The organism is Pseudomonas sp. M5 (assembly GCF_016907075.1).
GTDB classification, from domain to species: Bacteria; Pseudomonadota; Gammaproteobacteria; order Pseudomonadales; family Pseudomonadaceae; genus Aquipseudomonas; species Aquipseudomonas putida_E.
Map to the genome: position 1 here is coordinate 4136646 of NZ_JAFBBH010000001.1, position 16018 is coordinate 4152663.

A 16018-nucleotide genomic window follows, 5' to 3' on the forward strand; every position below is an offset into this window, starting at 1 on the left:
TGCCTGAGCAATAAAAACGCCGCCCCATGGGGCGGCGTTTTTATTTGCCGGTAGCGTTAGCCGCCTTTGCGGGTCAGTAACGCAGGCCGCTCGCCACGTGGGCGGCTTGGCAGGTCTTCCAGTTGCTCAGGCGTTGGGAAACGGTCGAGCTTGGATTCCTTGCGGATGATCACAGGCTGGTTTTGCGGCTCTCGCGAGCTACGTACTGCCGGTTCCTGACGGGATGCGTCATCACGGCCGGCCGAACGGTTGCGGCCACCACCGTTGCTATCGCGGCGCGCATCACCTCCCTTGTTGTTGCGCGGCGGGCGTTTCTCGCCACTGGCGCTGCGCGGCTGGCCGCCGTTACGCCCTTGGCCACCACCACTGTTGCTGCCACCACTGTTGCTGCGCCCAGGGTTGGCCTGGCCTTGACCAGCGCCGGCATTGGCACCCGGGCGACGGTTGCGGCCCTGGTTCTTGGCATTCTGGTAGGGGCTGACGTAGTCGGCACGGTTACCGAAGTTGTCGATTTCGTCGTCCAGGAATTCATCCGGAGCACGGTCGGCCGGTGCCTTCGGCACACTGTTCTGGCTGGCTTGCTGTTGGCGCGGCTTCTTGTCACGCGGCTTGCGCGGCTGTTGCTGCTTGTCGGCGGGCTTTTCCTTGTCGGCAGGCTTGTCGGCGGCCTGCTGCTTGGCCTTGCCTTTATCCTTGCCCTTGTCCTTGCGGCCGCCACTGCCATCTTTGCCACCGTCACCACGGGCCTGCTGATTGCGGCCGCCGCGACCGTTGTTCTGCGGGCGTTCACGCACTTCAGGCTTCTCGGCCTCCACCTGGCTTGGGTCGAAGCCCATCAGGTCGCCATCGGCGATCTTCTGCCTGGTGACCCGCTCAATGCTCTTGAGCAGTTTTTCTTCGTCCGGCGCGACCAGGGAAATGGCCTCGCCCGAGCGGCCGGCACGGCCGGTGCGGCCGATACGGTGAACGTAGTCTTCTTCGACATTGGGCAGTTCGAAGTTGACCACATGCGGCAGTTGGTCGATGTCCAGACCACGGGCGGCAATGTCGGTGGCGACCAGTACGCGTACGCTGTTGGCCTTGAAGTCGGCCAGTGCCTTGGTACGAGCGTTCTGGCTCTTGTTGCCGTGGATGGCCGCGGCGCTCAGGCCGTGCTTTTCCAGGTACTCGGCCAGACGGTTGGCACCGTGCTTGGTACGGGTGAATACCAGTACCTGCTCCCAGGCGCCGAGCGTGATCAGGTGCGCCAGCAGCGCGCGCTTGTGGCTGGCGGGCAGGCGGTAGACGCGCTGCTCGATACGCTCGACGGTGGTGTTCGGTGGGGTGACCTCGATGCGCTCAGGGTTGTGCAGGAGCTTGTCGGCCAGGTCGGTGATGTCTTTGGAGAACGTCGCCGAGAACAGCAGGTTCTGCCGTTTGGCCGGCAGGCGGGCGAGGACCTTCTTGACGTCGTGGATGAAGCCCATGTCGAGCATGCGGTCGGCTTCGTCCAGGACCAGGATTTCCACGTGGGCCAGGTCGACGCGGCCTTGCCCTGCCAGGTCGAGCAGACGGCCCGGGCAGGCCACCAGGACGTCGACACCCTTGGCAATGGCCTGGATTTGCGGGTTCATGCCAACGCCGCCGAAAATGCAGGCACTGACCAGCGGCAGGTCGCGAGCGTAAACCTTGAAGCTGTCGTGTACCTGAGCCGCCAGTTCGCGGGTCGGGGTCAGGACCAGCACGCGCGGTTGGCGCGGGCCGTGGCGCTGGGATTTGTCCGGGTGGCCTGCCGGGAACAGGCGCTCAAGGATCGGTAGGGCGAAACCGCCGGTTTTACCAGTACCTGTCTGTGCGGCGACCATCAGGTCGCGGCCTTGCAACACGGCGGGAATCGCCCGCTGTTGCACCGGAGTCGGCTGGGTATAGCCCGCAGCCTCGATAGCGCGGACAAGTGCCTCGGAGAGACCGAGGGAAGCAAAGGACATGGGCAATCCTGTTCTGTGGGGGCTGGGCCCGTAGGGATATTCTGCCTGGCGCGACGGGCATCGGTGAGATGCGATCGCGTCCGGTCCAGCTGGGCTTTCACTGCACATCCGGAAAACGGAGTTAGGACGCAAGGTGCGTCGGTGCCGATCGGGATGCCTGTTGCGAGGCCGAGCGTCCGGGCGTGAGCCGGGCGGGAAGGCCCGAGTATAACAGAGCTATCGCTGTGTGCTGCTTTCCTGCTGCTCAACGGTGTGAGGAAGGTGGTCAGTGCTGCCGATATAGCGTTCGATTATCGCTAGGTAAGCGGGCTCCTGCTTGAAGCGCCGCAGCCCTTCGGTAAACGCCAGCGCCAAGGCATCGCGGCCAGGTTTGCGTGCCAGCCCCAGGTATTGCGCTTGACGGCTGATGACCAGTGGCAGTTCCTCTACCTGTTGCTCCAGGCCGAGTTGGCGGCGCAGGTAGCGCCCGACCAGGCGGTCGGTAACCAGCAAATCGATGCGCCCGAGCACCAGCTTGCCAAAATTGGCTTCGTGGCTTGGCGCCGCTTCACGCCGAAAGCCTGATGCATCGTTGAACTGTGCTCCATAGGCATAGCCCGGTGAGGTGCCGACAGTCAGGTCGGTGAGGTCGCTCAGTCGGGTTATGGCATGGCGACGGCGGCTGGATTGATACAGCACGAACTCGACATCCGACATGGGCTCCAGCGGGTAGACCATGTATGCCTGGCGCGAGTCCACTTTGAAGATGTCCATGACCCCGTCGGCCTGGCCCTGTTCGATCATTGCCAGGCATCGCTTCCAAGGCATGAACTCCCACTCCAGCTCGACACCCAGGCGCCTGAACACCTCAGTGGTGACTTCGTAATCTATGCCCTTGGGCTGGCCGTTGTGCTGGTACACATAAGGCGCCCAGTCATCGGTAACCAGGCGCAGGCGTTCGGCCTGCGCCATGGGGCTCAGGCAGGCGAGCAGCAGGATGCAGAAGAAGCGGACGATGAACGGCATGAGGCGAGATTACGCGCTCGGCTTGGGTAAGGCCAGTTGCAGGCGCTGAGGCAGCACCTTCGCGGGAGTAGTACGCTCAACGCTGTGCGGGCTGCAGCAGATGCGCTTCGATTTCCTTGCGTTGGGCGCCGAGCGAGAGGCGCAGGCATGGGTGGCGCAGGCACTGGCGTAATTGCTCCGGCTCCATCGGGCCATAACGCTCATTGAGATTCTGCAGTGCCTTGTCCCACCAGGCGGGTGCGCAGGCACGGTCAAATTCGTTGGGGTAGGGGTAGCTGCCATACAACAGTTCGCGGGCAAACTGGCGCTCGCGGCTGGGCAGCGTCAGGCTCATGGCCTTGTAACCCAGGCGTTGCAAGGTCGGCGGGCGCGGCAACTGGTCATTCACCAACAGCACGTCGGCCAAGGCGGCGGTGCTAAGTGGCTGGTCTGCGTGCTTGCGCAGCCAGGCCTGTATCTTGGCCCGGAACTGAGCCTTGCGGCTCCAGTAGTGATGGATGACATCGGTGCATTCAGCCAGCGCCAGCTTACGGTAGGTGGCGACCGCCAGGCAGAACTCTTCCAGCGTATAGGCCGTGCGAACCAGTGGATGGAATTCGTCCATCATCGCGATCGAGTGGTCCAGTATCCCCGCATCTTCGGCGGTCAGGCCAATCACCCCGGAGTTGACCATAGGCATCTGGCCGTCTGCCAAGCCCCGCGCCTGGAGAATGTTCTGCAGGTTCTGGTAGAGCAGGCACTGCTGATTTGCGCCGTAGCGCCCGCCGATCGCGTTGCACAGCAGGCTGCCGGCTTTGACTCGCTGGAACAGGTTCAGTGGCGACTTGCGGAAGAATGTGTCGGTATCGATCAGCACGGCCTGCGAATGCTGCTGGAGGACTTGGCGCAACACGACGTGCTTGCTGCGGAAATGGTAGCCGTGAGGTTCGTTCCAGGCCTTGCGCGTTGCCTCATCGAGCAGATGAACGGTAACCGGCAGCTTGCCGTAGGGCTCGGGGTTGTCGGTGTAGACCTGTATATCCATGGCCTCGCCCGCAGCCGTGCCCAGGTGGGCCAGGGCGCTGACGATGCTGAAGCAGGCCTCCTGATGATAGGTGGCAGGGCCGAAGGCCAGGTAAACCAGTTGAGGGCGCTGGGGTTTGAGATGTTGCATGGCTGGCAAGACCCGTCTGAACCGGAAATGAAATAAGGCCTTAGTCTATGACTAAAGCCTTAAGCATTTCTGAATAGGTTTTTACCAAATGATTTCAGCGAGGCAGCTTCAGGTTGTTCCAGATCGCCAGGCTCGCCTCTGCCTGGTTCAAGGTGTAGAAATGCAGGCCCGGTGCGCCGCCTTGCAGCAGTTGTTCGCACATGCGGGTGATGACTTCTTCACCGAAGGCCTGGATGCTGGCGGTATCGTCGGCATAAGCTTCCAGCTGCTTGCGGATCCAGCGCGGGATTTCGGCGCCGCAAGCGTCGGAGAAGCGCGCCAGCTTGCTGTAGTTGGTGATCGGCATGATGCCGGGCACTACAGGAATTTCCACGCCCAGCTTCTGTGCGCGCTCGACAAAGTAGAAATAGCTGTCGGCGTTGAAGAAGTACTGGGTAATGGCGCTGTCGGCACCGGCCTTGACCTTGTGCACGAAGTTGGCCAGGTCGGTTTCGAAGTTGCGTGCCTGCGGGTGCATTTCCGGATAGGCGGCCACTTCCAGGTGGAAGTGATCAGCGGTTTCCTGGCGAATGAACTCGACCAGGTCGCTGGCATAACGCAGTTCACCACTTGCCATGCCCATGCCCGACGGCAGGTCGCCGCGCAGGGCGACGATGCGCTTGATGCCGGCAGCCTTGTATTGGGCGAGCAGCGCGCGCAACTCGTCCTTGGTGTCGCCGACGCACGACAGGTGCGGGGCGGCAGGCACCTTCACTTCGCTTTCCAGCTGCAGCACGGTGTTCAGCGTGCGGTCGCGGGTGGAGCCACCGGCACCGTAGGTGCAGGAAAAGAAGTCCGGGTTGCAGCCAGCCAGCTGGCGGGCAACACCCATCAGCTTTTCATGACCGGCGTCGGTCTTGGTCGGGAAGAATTCGAAACTGTAGCGGCGTTCTTGTGACATCACTCGTTCCTCAAGCAGCAAGCTTCAAGCGGCAAGCTGCAAGTAAAAGCCAGATCGGTGATGGCCGATCTGGCTTGGCATCGTTCAAGATCGTGGGTGCTGGAGCTGCAAGCGGCAAGGGCACGGTCTGCCTTTTCTTGCCGCTTGCAGCTTCAAGCTTGCCGCTTAGTAGCGGTAGGCGTGCGGCTTGAACGGGCCTTCGACAGTCACGCCGATGTAGTCGGCCTGTTGCTGGGTCAGCTTGGTGACCACGCCGCCGAAGCCGCGGACCATTTCCAGGGCCACTTCTTCGTCGAGCTTCTTGGGCAGTACTTCAACGGTCAGGCGTTCGGCTTTCTTCTCGGCCGAAAGGTCAGCGAACTTCTGCTCGAACAGGAAGATCTGTGCCAGTACCTGGTTGGCGAACGAACCGTCCATGATGCGGCTTGGGTGGCCGGTGGCGTTGCCCAGGTTCACCAGGCGGCCTTCGGCCAGCAGGATCAGGTAGTCGTCGTTCTGCGGGTCGAAGTCGCCAGCGCCGGTACGGTGGATCTTGTGGACCTGCGGCTTGACCTCTTCCCATGCCCAGTGCTTGCGCATGAAGGCGGTGTCGATCTCGTTGTCGAAGTGGCCGATGTTGCAGACCACGGCGCGCTTCTTCAGGGCCTTGAGCATGTTGGCGTCGCAGACGTTGACGTTACCGGTGGTGGTGACGATCAGGTCGATCTTGCCCAGCAGGGCCTTGTCGATGCTGGCTTCGGTGCCGTCGTTGATACCGTCGATGAACGGCGAGACCAGCTCGAAGCCGTCCATGCACGCCTGCATGGCGCAGATCGGGTCAACTTCGGTGACCTTGACGATCATGCCTTCCTGGCGCAGCGACTGCGCAGAACCCTTGCCCACGTCACCGTAGCCGATCACCAGGGCCTGCTTGCCCGACAGCAGGTGGTCGGTACCACGCTTGATGGCGTCGTTCAGGCTGTGACGGCAGCCGTATTTGTTGTCGTTCTTGCTCTTGGTGACCGAGTCGTTGACGTTGATCGCCGGGACCTTCAGCTCGCCTTTGGCCAGCATGTCCAGCAGGCGGTGCACGCCGGTGGTGGTTTCTTCGGTGACACCGTGGACGCGGTCCAGCACGGCCGGGTACTTCTTGTGCAGCAGCTCGGTCAGGTCACCGCCGTCGTCGAGGATCATGTTGGCGTCCCATGGCTGGCCATCCTTGAGGATGGTCTGCTCCAGGCACCACTCGTACTCTTCCTCGGTTTCACCTTTCCAGGCGAACACCGGGATACCGGCGGCAGCGATGGAGGCTGCGGCCTGGTCCTGAGTGGAGAAGATGTTGCAGGACGACCAGCGCACTTCGGCACCCAGGGCAACCAGGGTTTCGATCAGCACGGCAGTCTGGATGGTCATGTGGATGCAGCCCAGAATCTTCGCACCCTTGAGCGGCTGCTCGGCGAGGTACTTGCGACGCAGGCCCATCAGGGCAGGCATTTCCGATTCGGCGATGATGGTTTCGCGACGACCCCAGGCGGCCAGGGAGATGTCTGCGACTTTGAAATCGGTAAAACCTGCAGGCGTGTTTACAGCGCTCATGAGAGCCTCCATTCGTAGTGTGCGAATGGGCGCCGTTGTGCGTTGAGCGTCCGCGGGAGCGGACAACGCCCCATCCGAGCCTGACAGGATGACCCTGCTGCAGCGCCCCTCGGACAGGTGGCGGGCATGGCACCGCGGCGGGTGGCCATGTGAATCGGCGCAGATTATAGCCTTGGCGGGAGTCATCGCCCAAGGTTTTCTGTCGATTAATAGCGACGATAGTCGATGATCAATGGAGCGGCGCCGGCCGCTCTGCCATCATTACCGCACGTTAGCCAAGCAGGTCAGGAGTACAGATGAACTTTCACACCCGCAAATGGGTAAAACCCGAAGACCTCAACCCCAACGGCACACTGTTCGGCGGCAGCCTGTTGCGCTGGATCGACGAAGAGGCGGCGATCTACGCCATCGTCCAGCTGGGCAACCAGCGTGTGGTGACCAAGTACATGTCGGAGATCAACTTCGTCAGTGCCTCGCGCCAGGGCGACATCATCGAGCTGGGCATCACCGCAACCGAGTTCGGCCGCACCTCGATCACCCTCAAGTGTGAAGTGCGCAACAAGATCACCCGCAAGAGCATCCTGACTGTCGACAAGATGGTCTTCGTCAACCTGGGCGAGGATGGCCAGCCGGCGGCCCACGGGCGCACCGAGATCAAATATGTTCAGGACCAGTTTCCGGACAGCGCGGTGGAATAACGTGATGGGGCTGCTTCGCAGCCCTTTCGCCGGCAAGACGGCCCTGGGTTTTCAGGGTTGTGCGCTGACCTTGCGCACCACCCGCCCGATGCTCAAGCCCTGCACCAGGATCGACGACAGCACCACGATGTAGGTGATCGACAGCAGCAGGTCACGCTCCTCGCCCAATGGCAGCGACAGTGCCAGGGCTACCGAAACGCCACCGCGCAGGCCGCCCCAGGTCAGTACCCGCACGGTGCCTTTGGGCACGCTGCGCCAGCGGCGCAAAAGCACGATCGCCGGGGCCACGGTCAGCAGCCGCGACAGCAGCACCGCCAGCGCCAGCACGCTGCCAGCCGCCAGGTGCAGCCAGTTGAACGGCAGCAGCAACAGCTCCAGGCCGATCAGGGCGAAGAGCAGGGCGTTTAGCATGTCGTCGATCAACTCCCAGAAACCGTCCAGGTAGCGACGGGTCATGTCGTTCATCGCCAGGTTGCGCCCCAGGTTGCCGATGATCAGCCCGGCCACGACCATCGCGATCGGTGCCGAGACGTGCAGCTCGTAGCACATCGCCGAACCACCGATGACCAGCGCCAGGGTCAGCATGACCTCGACCTGATACTGCTCGACGCTTTTGATCATGCGGTAGGTGGCGTAACCGAGCAGCCCGCCAAACACCGCCCCGCCAATGGCTTCGCGGGCGAACAGGATCGCTGTGTCAGTGATGCTTGGCGTTTCACCCAGTTGAATGATGCCCAGCAGGACGGTAAACACCACCACGGCGGTGCCGTCGTTGAACAGTGACTCGCCGACGATGGTGGTCTTCAGCGGCTTGGAGGCGTTGGCGGTCCGCAGGGCCCCCAGCACAGCGATCGGGTCGGTGGGCGAGATCAGTGCACCGAACAGCAGGCAGTAGATCAGCGGCACCTGCCAGCCGAACATCGCAAAGACCCAGTGCGACAGAAAGCCGATCACCACGGTGGCGATCAGCACGCCGAGCGTTGCCAGCAGCCCGATCGGCCAGCGGTAGCTGCGCAGATCGGTGAGGTTGACGTGCAGTGCGCCGGCGAACAGCAGAAACGCCAGCATCCAGTGCATCAACAGGTCATTGAAGTCGATCTGGTTCATCAGCCCTTCGACGCGTTCTTCAAGGCCCGGGAAGCCGATCAGGCTAAGCCCCTGCAGCATCAGCGAGAACAGCAGTGCCGTGACCATCACGCCGATGGCAGGTGGCAGGCCGATAAAGCGGTAATTGACGTAGGTGAGGAGTGTTGTGAGGCAGATAAACGCAGCAACTAATTCAAGCATCCCAAATCCTGTAACAATGGCTTCCAAGTCGTAACCCGAATGGCTCGGGCAGTTCTTTGATGATCTGGCGAGGGTCTCGGGACACAGTTTTTGACCTGGTTGGCTGGTTTCGTTCCGCATTTGATGCAGAACCGCCTCGCGCCCATTGTCACTACCAAGGCTATATATTCAGTGGCTGATAACGTCACAAGGACCTGAAGGCGTGCTGGCAACTTCCCTGGTATTGATCGCGGCATTGCTGCACGCGACCTGGAACACCCTGATCAAATTCAGTGGCGAGCGCTTGCTGGTGATCGCCAGCATGGACTCGGTAGCCCTGGCCTTTGCCGTGCTCGCAGTGGCCTTCGTGGACCTGCCGCCTGCCGAGATCTGGCCTTGGCTGATCGCCTCGGCATTGGCCGAGCAGTTGTACCGATTCCTGCTGATCCAGGCATATCGGGTAGGCGATCTGGGGCTGGTCTATCCTCTGATGCGTGGCCTGTCACCGCTGGTGGTGCTGGGGCTGACCCTGGCGTTCGCCGGCGAGTCGCTCAGCCAGCAGCAAATCATCGGCATATTGCTGATCCCGTGTGGCATGGCGTGCCTGCTGTGGCAGGGAGGTGGGGGTGAGCGCCTGCCCTGGTCGATGCTGCCAGTGGTGGCGCTGATCGGCCTGTGCATCGGTTGCTACACCTGGTTCGACGGGCAGGCCGTGCGGTTGTGGGGTAAGCCCTGGGACTACCTGGTATGGCTGACCCTGCTCAGCGCCTGGCCGTTTCCGCTGCTGGCCTGTGTGGCACGGCGGGGGCCGTTCGTGCTGTTCTGGCGCACCCAGTGGCGCTTGGGGTTGGCAGTGGGCTTTTGCGTGTTGTTCAGCTACGCGCTGGTATTGTGGGCCATGCATCTGGGTTCGGTGGCCGAGGCGGCGGCCTTGCGCGAGCTGAGCGTCATCCTGGTGGTACTGCTGGGCATGCGCTACCTCAAAGAACCTTTTGGCGGCCCGAGACTCCTAGCTTGCGGGCTGGTACTGGCAGGCATGCTGGTGATGAAGCTCTAACCTAACGACTGAAGGAGTCCTGTCCATGACCGTTGCCCTGTGGTGCATCCTGATCGCATTGTTCCTGCCGCCGCTGTGCGCCTTGATCGCCAAGGTGAGCAGTGGCCGTTTCGGCTTGAAGGACAATCACGACCCACGCGCCTTCCTCGACACATTATCGGGCCTGCCACGGCGTGCCCATGCCGCCCAGCAGAACAGCTATGAAGCGTTTCCGGCATTTGCCGCGGCGGTGCTGGTGGCCGATATCGTGGGCAATGCCGAGCAGGTGACGCAGGACGTGCTGGGGGTCTTGTACATCACCAGTCGGCTGCTTTACATCATCTGCTATCTGGCGGACTGGGCGGCTTTGCGCTCGCTGGTGTGGTTCGCCGGGGTGGCCCTGATCGTGTCGTTCTTCGTCGTTTCGGCCTGAAGCCTGGCTGCCCTCCTCGCGTGTGAGCCGCGAGGAGGGCAGCAGCCAGTCAAAGGACTTTGGGTACTTCAGGCAGTGGCTTGCCCTTTGGCCATAGCATCCAGATCTGCCCCTGCTGCTTCATGTTCCCCGCCAGTTCGCCGGCCTCAGGCCCGGTGCCCCAGAACAGGTCCGCACGCACTTCGCCGGTAATCGCGCCACCGGTATCCTGAGCGCCCACCGGCCGAACCACCGGTGTGCCGTCCGGGCGTGTGGTGGACAGCCAAAGCAGGCTGCCCAATGGAATGACCTTGCGATCGATGGCCACGCTGTAGCCCGCGGTAAGCGGCACATTCAGCGAGCCGCGCGGGCCTTCGTTGCTGTCAGGGCGGGTGCTGAAGAATACATAGCTGGGGTTGCTCGCCAGCAATTCCGGCACACGCTGCGGATTGGCCTGAGCCCAGGCATGAATGGCGCCCATGCTCACGTCTTCCTTCTTCAACTGGCCCTGCTCGATCAGCCAGCGACCTATCGGCCGGTACGGGTGGCCGTTCTGGTCGGCGTAGCCCAAGCGCAATTGACGGCCATCTTCCAGCTTTACCCGGCCAGAGCCCTGGATCTGCAGAAACTGCAGGTCCATCGGGTCGGTCAACCACGCCAGTACCGGGGCCTTCACGCCGTCCCGGTAGATCACCTCGGCGGGGTCATAGGGCTTGAGCACGCGGCCGTCGAGGCGGCCTCGCAGGCGCTTGCCCTTCAGTTCCGGGTAAACGCTGGCCAGGTCGACCACGATCATGTCATCGGGGATGCCATACACCGGTACATTGGCCGCTTCGGTGCGTGTCAGGCTGCCGGGGTAGACCGGTTCGTAGTAGCCGGTGATCAGGCCATTGGCGTTGTTCTCGGCCGAGCGCAGGCCATAGACCTGCAATTGCGCTTGCAGGAACGTGCGCACCTGGGGCGCCTCCAGGGCAATCGGCTGTGCTGCTTCGCACGTGGCGGCCCACACCGGATCACGCTTGAGCTTTTCACAGCCAGTGCGCCAGGCGTTGAAACCCGCGACCAGGTCGCTGTCGCTGACGCTGGGCAGGTCGGCCCAAGCCGCAGGGGTGTAAGTAGCGACGGCGTGGGGTTCGGGCTTGGCGTTTTCGCCGCCGTTGCAGCCGGCCAGCAAGGCCAGGGCCGGCAGCGCCCAGGCGAGATGGCGCAGAGCAGATTTCATGGTTGAATCCTTGGAGGGCAGCAGCGGATGGCTGCCCATAGTGTTCGTAAGGGTATTGGTCTTTGCATGGCAGGCGAGGATACTGGTGGCCCTTTCCTCTGCCAATGTGACTGTGATGTTCAAATGTTTCACCGCCATACTGCTGATCAGCCTGTCCCTGGTGGCCTGCGACCGTGTCGATCCTAACTCACCCTTGGGGCAGCGCAAGGCGATCTTCAAACAGATGCTCAAGACCAGCGAGGACATGGGTGGCATGCTGCGCGGGCGGTTGCCGTTCGATGGGGCTAAGTTTTCCGAGGGTGCGGTGAAACTCGATAGCCTGGCCCATGCGCCCTGGCAGCATTTTCCGCAGGTAAAGGATGATGGCGACAGCAGTGCGCGGCCCGAGGTCTGGGAGCGTCAGGCGCGCTTTCATGACTTGGCGCAAGCGTTGGAAGGGGTGACAGGCGAGTTGCTGGCGGTGACACGCAAGCAGCCGCTGGATGCGGCGATGCTCAAGGCACCTATGGACAAGGTCGAGGCAGCCTGCAAGGCCTGCCATACAGAGTTTCGTAATCATTGATGCGCCAGCCAATAGTTTGCGGACTGCTGGCTGGCGCGCGTGACTGAAGGCTCAGATTACTTGGTCAATTCGGCTTTGGCGTCTTCGAGTTCTGCTTTGGATTCGGCCAGTTTCTTTTCGCGCTTGGCAATTTTGCTCGCTTCGCCTTTTGCCTGCGCCTGCTTCAGGTCTGCTTCCCGCTCTTGGACTTCTGCTTCGGCTTCGCGCACTTTTTGTTCACGCTCTTCTTTCAAGCCGGCATCGGTGCAGTGCTCGGTGTTCTCCTGCAGGGCCTTCTCCAGGCCGCGGATCTCACCCGAATTATTGTGCGCCCTGGCATATTGCAGCTGGTTTTCGATGGCGCTGCGTTTGGCTGCGCAACCGGTCAAGCCAGGCGTGGGCTGAGCTGCTTGGGCGGCGGATGCGCTCAAACCGAGAACAGCCAGCATGACTACGGAAGAAACAACTTTCATGGAAGCCTCCTTGTAGGGGCATATGGCAGTAGCGCTGCGATGGTGCCCCTTCCCTAAGACCAAGTGAACCCTTCAGTGGGTAACTTCAGAAAAGTCCTACAAGCCAAGAGGAGTAGGAACTTGCTGTCAACGCTCCAGGTCTTCGACAGCTTCCTGCAACTCCTTTTTCGCCTCGGCAAGTTTGTCTTTGCGCTTGTTGATGCGCTCCGGGTCGCCCTTCTTCATGGCCTTGTCCAGGTCCTTGGTGCGCTGGTTGACCTCGTGGCGCGCCTCGAGCACCTTCTGTTCGCGCTCTTTGCGCAAGCCGGCATCGGTGCAGTTCGCGTCAACTTCGCTCAGCGCTTTTTCCAGCCCGGCCTGTTGGTTGCTGTTGTTGTGGGCCTTGGCCTGTTCGATCTGTTCAGCAATCGCTTGGCGCTTGGCTGCGCAACCGGTGAGCGCGGGTTGTTCTTTGGCGGGCTGGGCGGCGTTAGCTGAAAAAGCCAGCGTTGCCAGCACGAAAAGGGTGGAAATACGTTTCATGAAAAGCCTCTTGGACGGGGCGGGGCAGCAGAAAGTGGGGAAATCCTGCCTTGGTTTTACCGATTTATAAACCCTTGGCAGGTTTTTCCAGGCTCAGATTCGGAAATCCCCTTACAGGTCGTTGCGCATTCGCTAGTGGGATTTGGCCTCTTCAGCCATGTGAAAACCGTCGACGCCATTGTTCCCCAGATGTGTTGCAATGCGCTGTACTTCTCCCTGGGCGAAGAAGTCTGCGAGCTGCCTGGCGCGTGTTTCGCCTATGCCGGGCAAGGCTTGCCATTCGCTGGGGGAACGGCTGGCAAGCGCCGGCCAGTACTCATGCTCAGGCACGTTGCCGTGGGCAGGCACGCCAAGGCCCCTCAGCCAATGGGCGAAAGGCCTGGAGCGGGCAATGTCGAAACCGCGTTGCAGCCGCATGGCTTTGACTTCACTGATGCCCGGCACTTGTTGCAGTTGCTGGGCATCGAGCGCCAACCAGTCCGTCAGCGATGTGACCAGGCCCGCGTGCACCAGCAGCCGCCAGGTGCCCGGGCCGGCGCCTGGCATGGCCAGCCCTTGCTTGCCCCCGAGCCAGGCCAGGCGGGCGATGAACTGCTCTTCACACCCCTCGCCGGCTTGCCAGCAACTGTGAGGACCATATCTTCCAGGTACAGGTACCGTCAGCGGTTGTCGCTCGACAGCGCGGTGGACCACCTTTTCGAAACGTGGAATGGTCAGCCCGGCTAGGCTGATCGCCACCCGGTCGCCTGGGCGAATGTCCAAGGTTTGCCAGCGGGCCATGGAGCCGAGGCTGACTTGGCTGATCCGGCGGTCGTCCAGGGTGACCGGCTGCAGCTTGAGCACTGGCGTCACCCTGCCGGTGCGGCCGATTAGAAAGCGTACGTCGCGCACCTCTGCCAGCGCCTGGGCGAAGGGGTATTTCCACGCGGCGATCCAATAGGGGGCGTTGGGCCGCCAGCGGGCGGCTGGCGGGCGGCTGTCCTGGCGCAGAATCACGCCGTCGGTGGCAAAGGGCAGCGGTGAGCGATACCAGTGCAGGCGCCAGTGGGTAGCTTGCGCGGGGGTGTCGATAGCTGTGCTGAAACGCTGACTGTCGGGGAACCCCCAGGCTGCAAGTTGTGTGAGGCGCTCGCCCTGGTTGTCAGGCCCATGCGGCCAGTCCCAGACGAACAGGCCGATGCTCGCGCCCAGTTTCGGGCCAAGCTGCTTGCGCGCCAGCATCCCGGCCACGCTACCGCGCGCATTGCTGCTGCCTGCCTCAGCTTGCACGTGCGCTTGCAGGCGTAGGTACAACTCGCCTTGCAATACGACGTCCAGCGGCTGAGGCAATTGCCGGGTGATGCTGTCGAGGTCCTTGATGTGGCGGCTCCAGTCATGCCCTTGGCGGCCATCACCGCGGCTGAGCAGCTGTACCAGCCGGCCTTGGCGATAGACCAGCGAGACCGCCACTCCGTCGACTTTCGGTTGCACCCACACGCCCTTCTTGCCGGTCATCCAGCGTGCAACGCCAGCTGCGTCAGGGAGTTTCTCGACGCCAGTGTGGGCAACGGGGTGGGCAATTGGGCCGCGTGCGCTGGCCAGTGGGCTTGGGCCTGTGGGTTCCAGGCCAAAGCACTGTTGCAGGTGTAGCAGGTGCTGTCGGGCCTGGTCGTAGAGCTCATCGGCTACGAGCGCTATACCCTGGCGGTGGTAATGGTCGTCCCAGTTGGCCAGGGTGGTGCGCAGTTGTGCAACTTCGGTTCTGGCTTGCTTGGCATCCCAGTCTGGACAGTGGCCGGCTTGGGCGATGGATGTGTGGAGCAGCAACAGGGCGGCGAGGCGCAGGAAAGGTGACATGGCCAGCATCCTTGCGTGGCGGAGTGGAGTGTTCAGGCTAGGCAAGCGTGGGGGAGGTTGGCGGGTTCAGTTGTCAGGTGATGTGTCGAGGGGCGATACCATGGAAACTACAAAAAAGCCCCTGCCGATCACTCGGCAAGGGCTTCGATGCACCGCTGCAGGAGAAATTACAGGCCGGCAGCATCACGCAGCGACTGGGCGCGGTCGGTGCGCTCCCAGGTGAAGGTGGTGAAGGTGTCGTCGCCGACAGTCTTCTGCTGCGGGGTACGGCCGAAGTGGCCGTAGGCAGCGGTTTCCTGGTACATCGGGTGCAGCAGGTCGAGCATCTTGGTGATGGCGTACGGACGCAGGTCGAAGCACTCACGCACCAGCTGGATGATCTTGTCGTCCGAGACCTTGCCGGTACCGAAGGTGTTGATCGAGATGGAGGTCGGCTGGGCTACGCCGATGGCGTAGGACACCTGAATCTCGCAACGTTCGGCCAGGCCGGCGGCGACGATGTTCTTGGCTACGTAACGGCCGGCGTAGGCGGCGGAGCGGTCGACCTTGGACGGGTCCTTGCCGGAGAACGCGCCACCACCGTGACGGGCCATGCCGCCGTAGGAGTCGACGATGATCTTGCGGCCGGTCAGGCCACAGTCACCCACCGGGCCACCGATGATGAAGTTGCCGGTCGGGTTGATGTGGTAATGGGTGTCCTTGTGCAGCAGTTCGGCAGGCAGGGTGTGCTTGACGATCAGCTCCATCACGGCTTCCTGCAGGTCTTTTTGCGAGACTTCAGGGTTGTGCTGGGTCGACAGGACCACCGCGTCGATGCCGACTACCTTGCCGTTTTCATAGCGGCAGGTGACCTGGGACTTGGCGTCCGGGCGCAGCCAAGGCAGCAGCCCGGATTTGCGCGCTTCGGCCTGACGCTCGACCAGGCGGTGCGAGAAGCAGATCGGCGCCGGCATCAGCACGTCGGTTTCGTTGCTGGCGTAGCCGAACATCAGGCCCTGGTCACCCGCGCCCTGGTCTTCCGGCTTGGAGCGGTCGACGCCTTGGGCGATGTCCACCGACTGTTTGCCGATGATGTTCATCACGGCGCAGGTGGCGCCGTCGAAGCCGACGTCGGAGCTGTTGTAGCCGATGTCGATGATGACTTTGCGCACCAGCTCTTCCAGGTCGACCCAGGCCGACGTGGTGACTTCGCCGGCGATGATGGCGACACCGGTCTTGACCAGGGTTTCACACGCCACGCGGGCGTATTTGTCCTGGGTGATGATGGCATCCAGGACCGCGTCCGAAATCTGGTCGGCGATCTTGTCCGGATGCCCTTCGGACACGGACTCGGAGGTGAAAAGGGAGTATTCGCTCATCTCGACGGGTTCCT

Annotated in this window: 15 protein-coding genes and 1 riboswitch; of the genes, 4 read left to right on the forward strand and 11 right to left on the reverse strand. The window is 62.2% G+C overall.

Going from position 1 to position 16018, the window contains the following annotated elements; all coding sequences use genetic code 11:
• Nucleotides 1-56 precede the first annotated feature (56 nt).
• From JOE27_RS18835 to ahcY, 5 genes are all read right to left on the reverse strand, one after another.
• Nucleotides 57-1967 (reverse strand): DEAD/DEAH box helicase, encoded by a 1911-nt coding sequence (locus JOE27_RS18835; protein WP_204919451.1) that lies wholly within the window; start codon nucleotides 1965-1967, stop codon nucleotides 57-59.
• A gap of 216 nt (nucleotides 1968-2183) precedes the next feature.
• Nucleotides 2184-2972, reverse strand: coding sequence for a transporter substrate-binding domain-containing protein (locus JOE27_RS18840; protein ID WP_046785036.1), 789 nt, complete (start codon nucleotides 2970-2972; stop codon nucleotides 2184-2186).
• A gap of 76 nt (nucleotides 2973-3048) precedes the next feature.
• The gene (locus tag JOE27_RS18845) at nucleotides 3049-4125 is read right to left on the reverse strand and encodes a hypothetical protein (RefSeq protein WP_204919453.1); all 1077 of its coding nucleotides are present in this window, start codon (nucleotides 4123-4125) and stop codon (nucleotides 3049-3051) included.
• A 94-nt stretch (nucleotides 4126-4219) separates the two neighbouring features.
• Nucleotides 4220-5065, reverse strand: coding sequence for a methylenetetrahydrofolate reductase [NAD(P)H] (gene metF / locus JOE27_RS18850; protein WP_119688161.1), 846 nt, complete (start codon nucleotides 5063-5065; stop codon nucleotides 4220-4222).
• A 165-nt stretch (nucleotides 5066-5230) separates the two neighbouring features.
• Nucleotides 5231-6640: an adenosylhomocysteinase gene (gene ahcY, locus JOE27_RS18855; protein ID WP_046785039.1), complete on the reverse strand. Its 1410-nt coding sequence runs from the start codon at nucleotides 6638-6640 to the stop codon at nucleotides 5231-5233.
• Nucleotides 6641-6660: 20 nt separating this feature from the next.
• Nucleotides 6661-6757: riboswitch (S-adenosyl-L-homocysteine riboswitch) on the reverse strand.
• Between the two features lie 179 nt (nucleotides 6758-6936).
• On the opposite strand from ahcY, the gene JOE27_RS18860 reads away from it, so the two are divergent.
• Nucleotides 6937-7338, forward strand: coding sequence for a hotdog domain-containing protein (locus tag JOE27_RS18860; RefSeq protein WP_012312432.1), 402 nt, complete (start codon nucleotides 6937-6939; stop codon nucleotides 7336-7338).
• A 51-nt stretch (nucleotides 7339-7389) separates the two neighbouring features.
• Here JOE27_RS18860 and JOE27_RS18865 read toward each other — a convergent pair whose 3' ends face one another.
• On the reverse strand, nucleotides 7390-8625 hold the full coding sequence (locus JOE27_RS18865; RefSeq protein WP_119688162.1) for a sodium:proton antiporter: 1236 nt from the start codon (nucleotides 8623-8625) through the stop codon (nucleotides 7390-7392).
• 202 nt (nucleotides 8626-8827) lie between these two features.
• Between JOE27_RS18865 and JOE27_RS18870 the strand changes: the two genes are divergently transcribed.
• Entirely contained in the window at nucleotides 8828-9661 is an 834-nt protein-coding gene (locus JOE27_RS18870) for an EamA family transporter (protein ID WP_115273427.1), read from the forward strand.
• A gap of 25 nt (nucleotides 9662-9686) precedes the next feature.
• Nucleotides 9687-10073 (forward strand): MAPEG family protein, encoded by a 387-nt coding sequence (locus tag JOE27_RS18875; RefSeq protein WP_012312435.1) that lies wholly within the window; start codon nucleotides 9687-9689, stop codon nucleotides 10071-10073.
• A 49-nt stretch (nucleotides 10074-10122) separates the two neighbouring features.
• Here the strand turns inward: JOE27_RS18875 and JOE27_RS18880 are convergent, their stop codons facing one another.
• On the reverse strand, nucleotides 10123-11274 hold the full coding sequence (locus JOE27_RS18880) for an MltA domain-containing protein (protein ID WP_204919455.1): 1152 nt from the start codon (nucleotides 11272-11274) through the stop codon (nucleotides 10123-10125).
• Nucleotides 11275-11389: 115 nt separating this feature from the next.
• Here JOE27_RS18880 and JOE27_RS18885 point away from each other — a divergent pair, with 115 nt between their 5' ends.
• Nucleotides 11390-11836, forward strand: a complete 447-nt coding sequence (locus tag JOE27_RS18885) for a cytochrome c (RefSeq protein WP_115273428.1) — start codon at nucleotides 11390-11392, stop codon at nucleotides 11834-11836.
• A 56-nt stretch (nucleotides 11837-11892) separates the two neighbouring features.
• Here the strand turns inward: JOE27_RS18885 and JOE27_RS18890 are convergent, their stop codons facing one another.
• The 4 genes from JOE27_RS18890 to metK all read right to left on the reverse strand — a co-directional run bounded on the left by JOE27_RS18890 (nucleotide 11893) and on the right by metK (nucleotide 16004).
• Nucleotides 11893-12288: a DUF1090 domain-containing protein gene (locus JOE27_RS18890; RefSeq protein WP_039601823.1), complete on the reverse strand. Its 396-nt coding sequence runs from the start codon at nucleotides 12286-12288 to the stop codon at nucleotides 11893-11895.
• Between the two features lie 126 nt (nucleotides 12289-12414).
• Complete coding sequence (locus JOE27_RS18895; RefSeq protein WP_115273429.1) at nucleotides 12415-12810, reverse strand: DUF1090 domain-containing protein; 396 nt, start codon at nucleotides 12808-12810, stop codon at nucleotides 12415-12417.
• A gap of 132 nt (nucleotides 12811-12942) precedes the next feature.
• Complete coding sequence (gene ligB, locus JOE27_RS18900; protein ID WP_204919457.1) at nucleotides 12943-14646, reverse strand: NAD-dependent DNA ligase LigB; 1704 nt, start codon at nucleotides 14644-14646, stop codon at nucleotides 12943-12945.
• A 167-nt stretch (nucleotides 14647-14813) separates the two neighbouring features.
• Complete coding sequence (gene metK, locus JOE27_RS18905) at nucleotides 14814-16004, reverse strand: methionine adenosyltransferase (protein ID WP_046785045.1); 1191 nt, start codon at nucleotides 16002-16004, stop codon at nucleotides 14814-14816.
• Nucleotides 16005-16018: the final 14 nt, after the last annotated feature.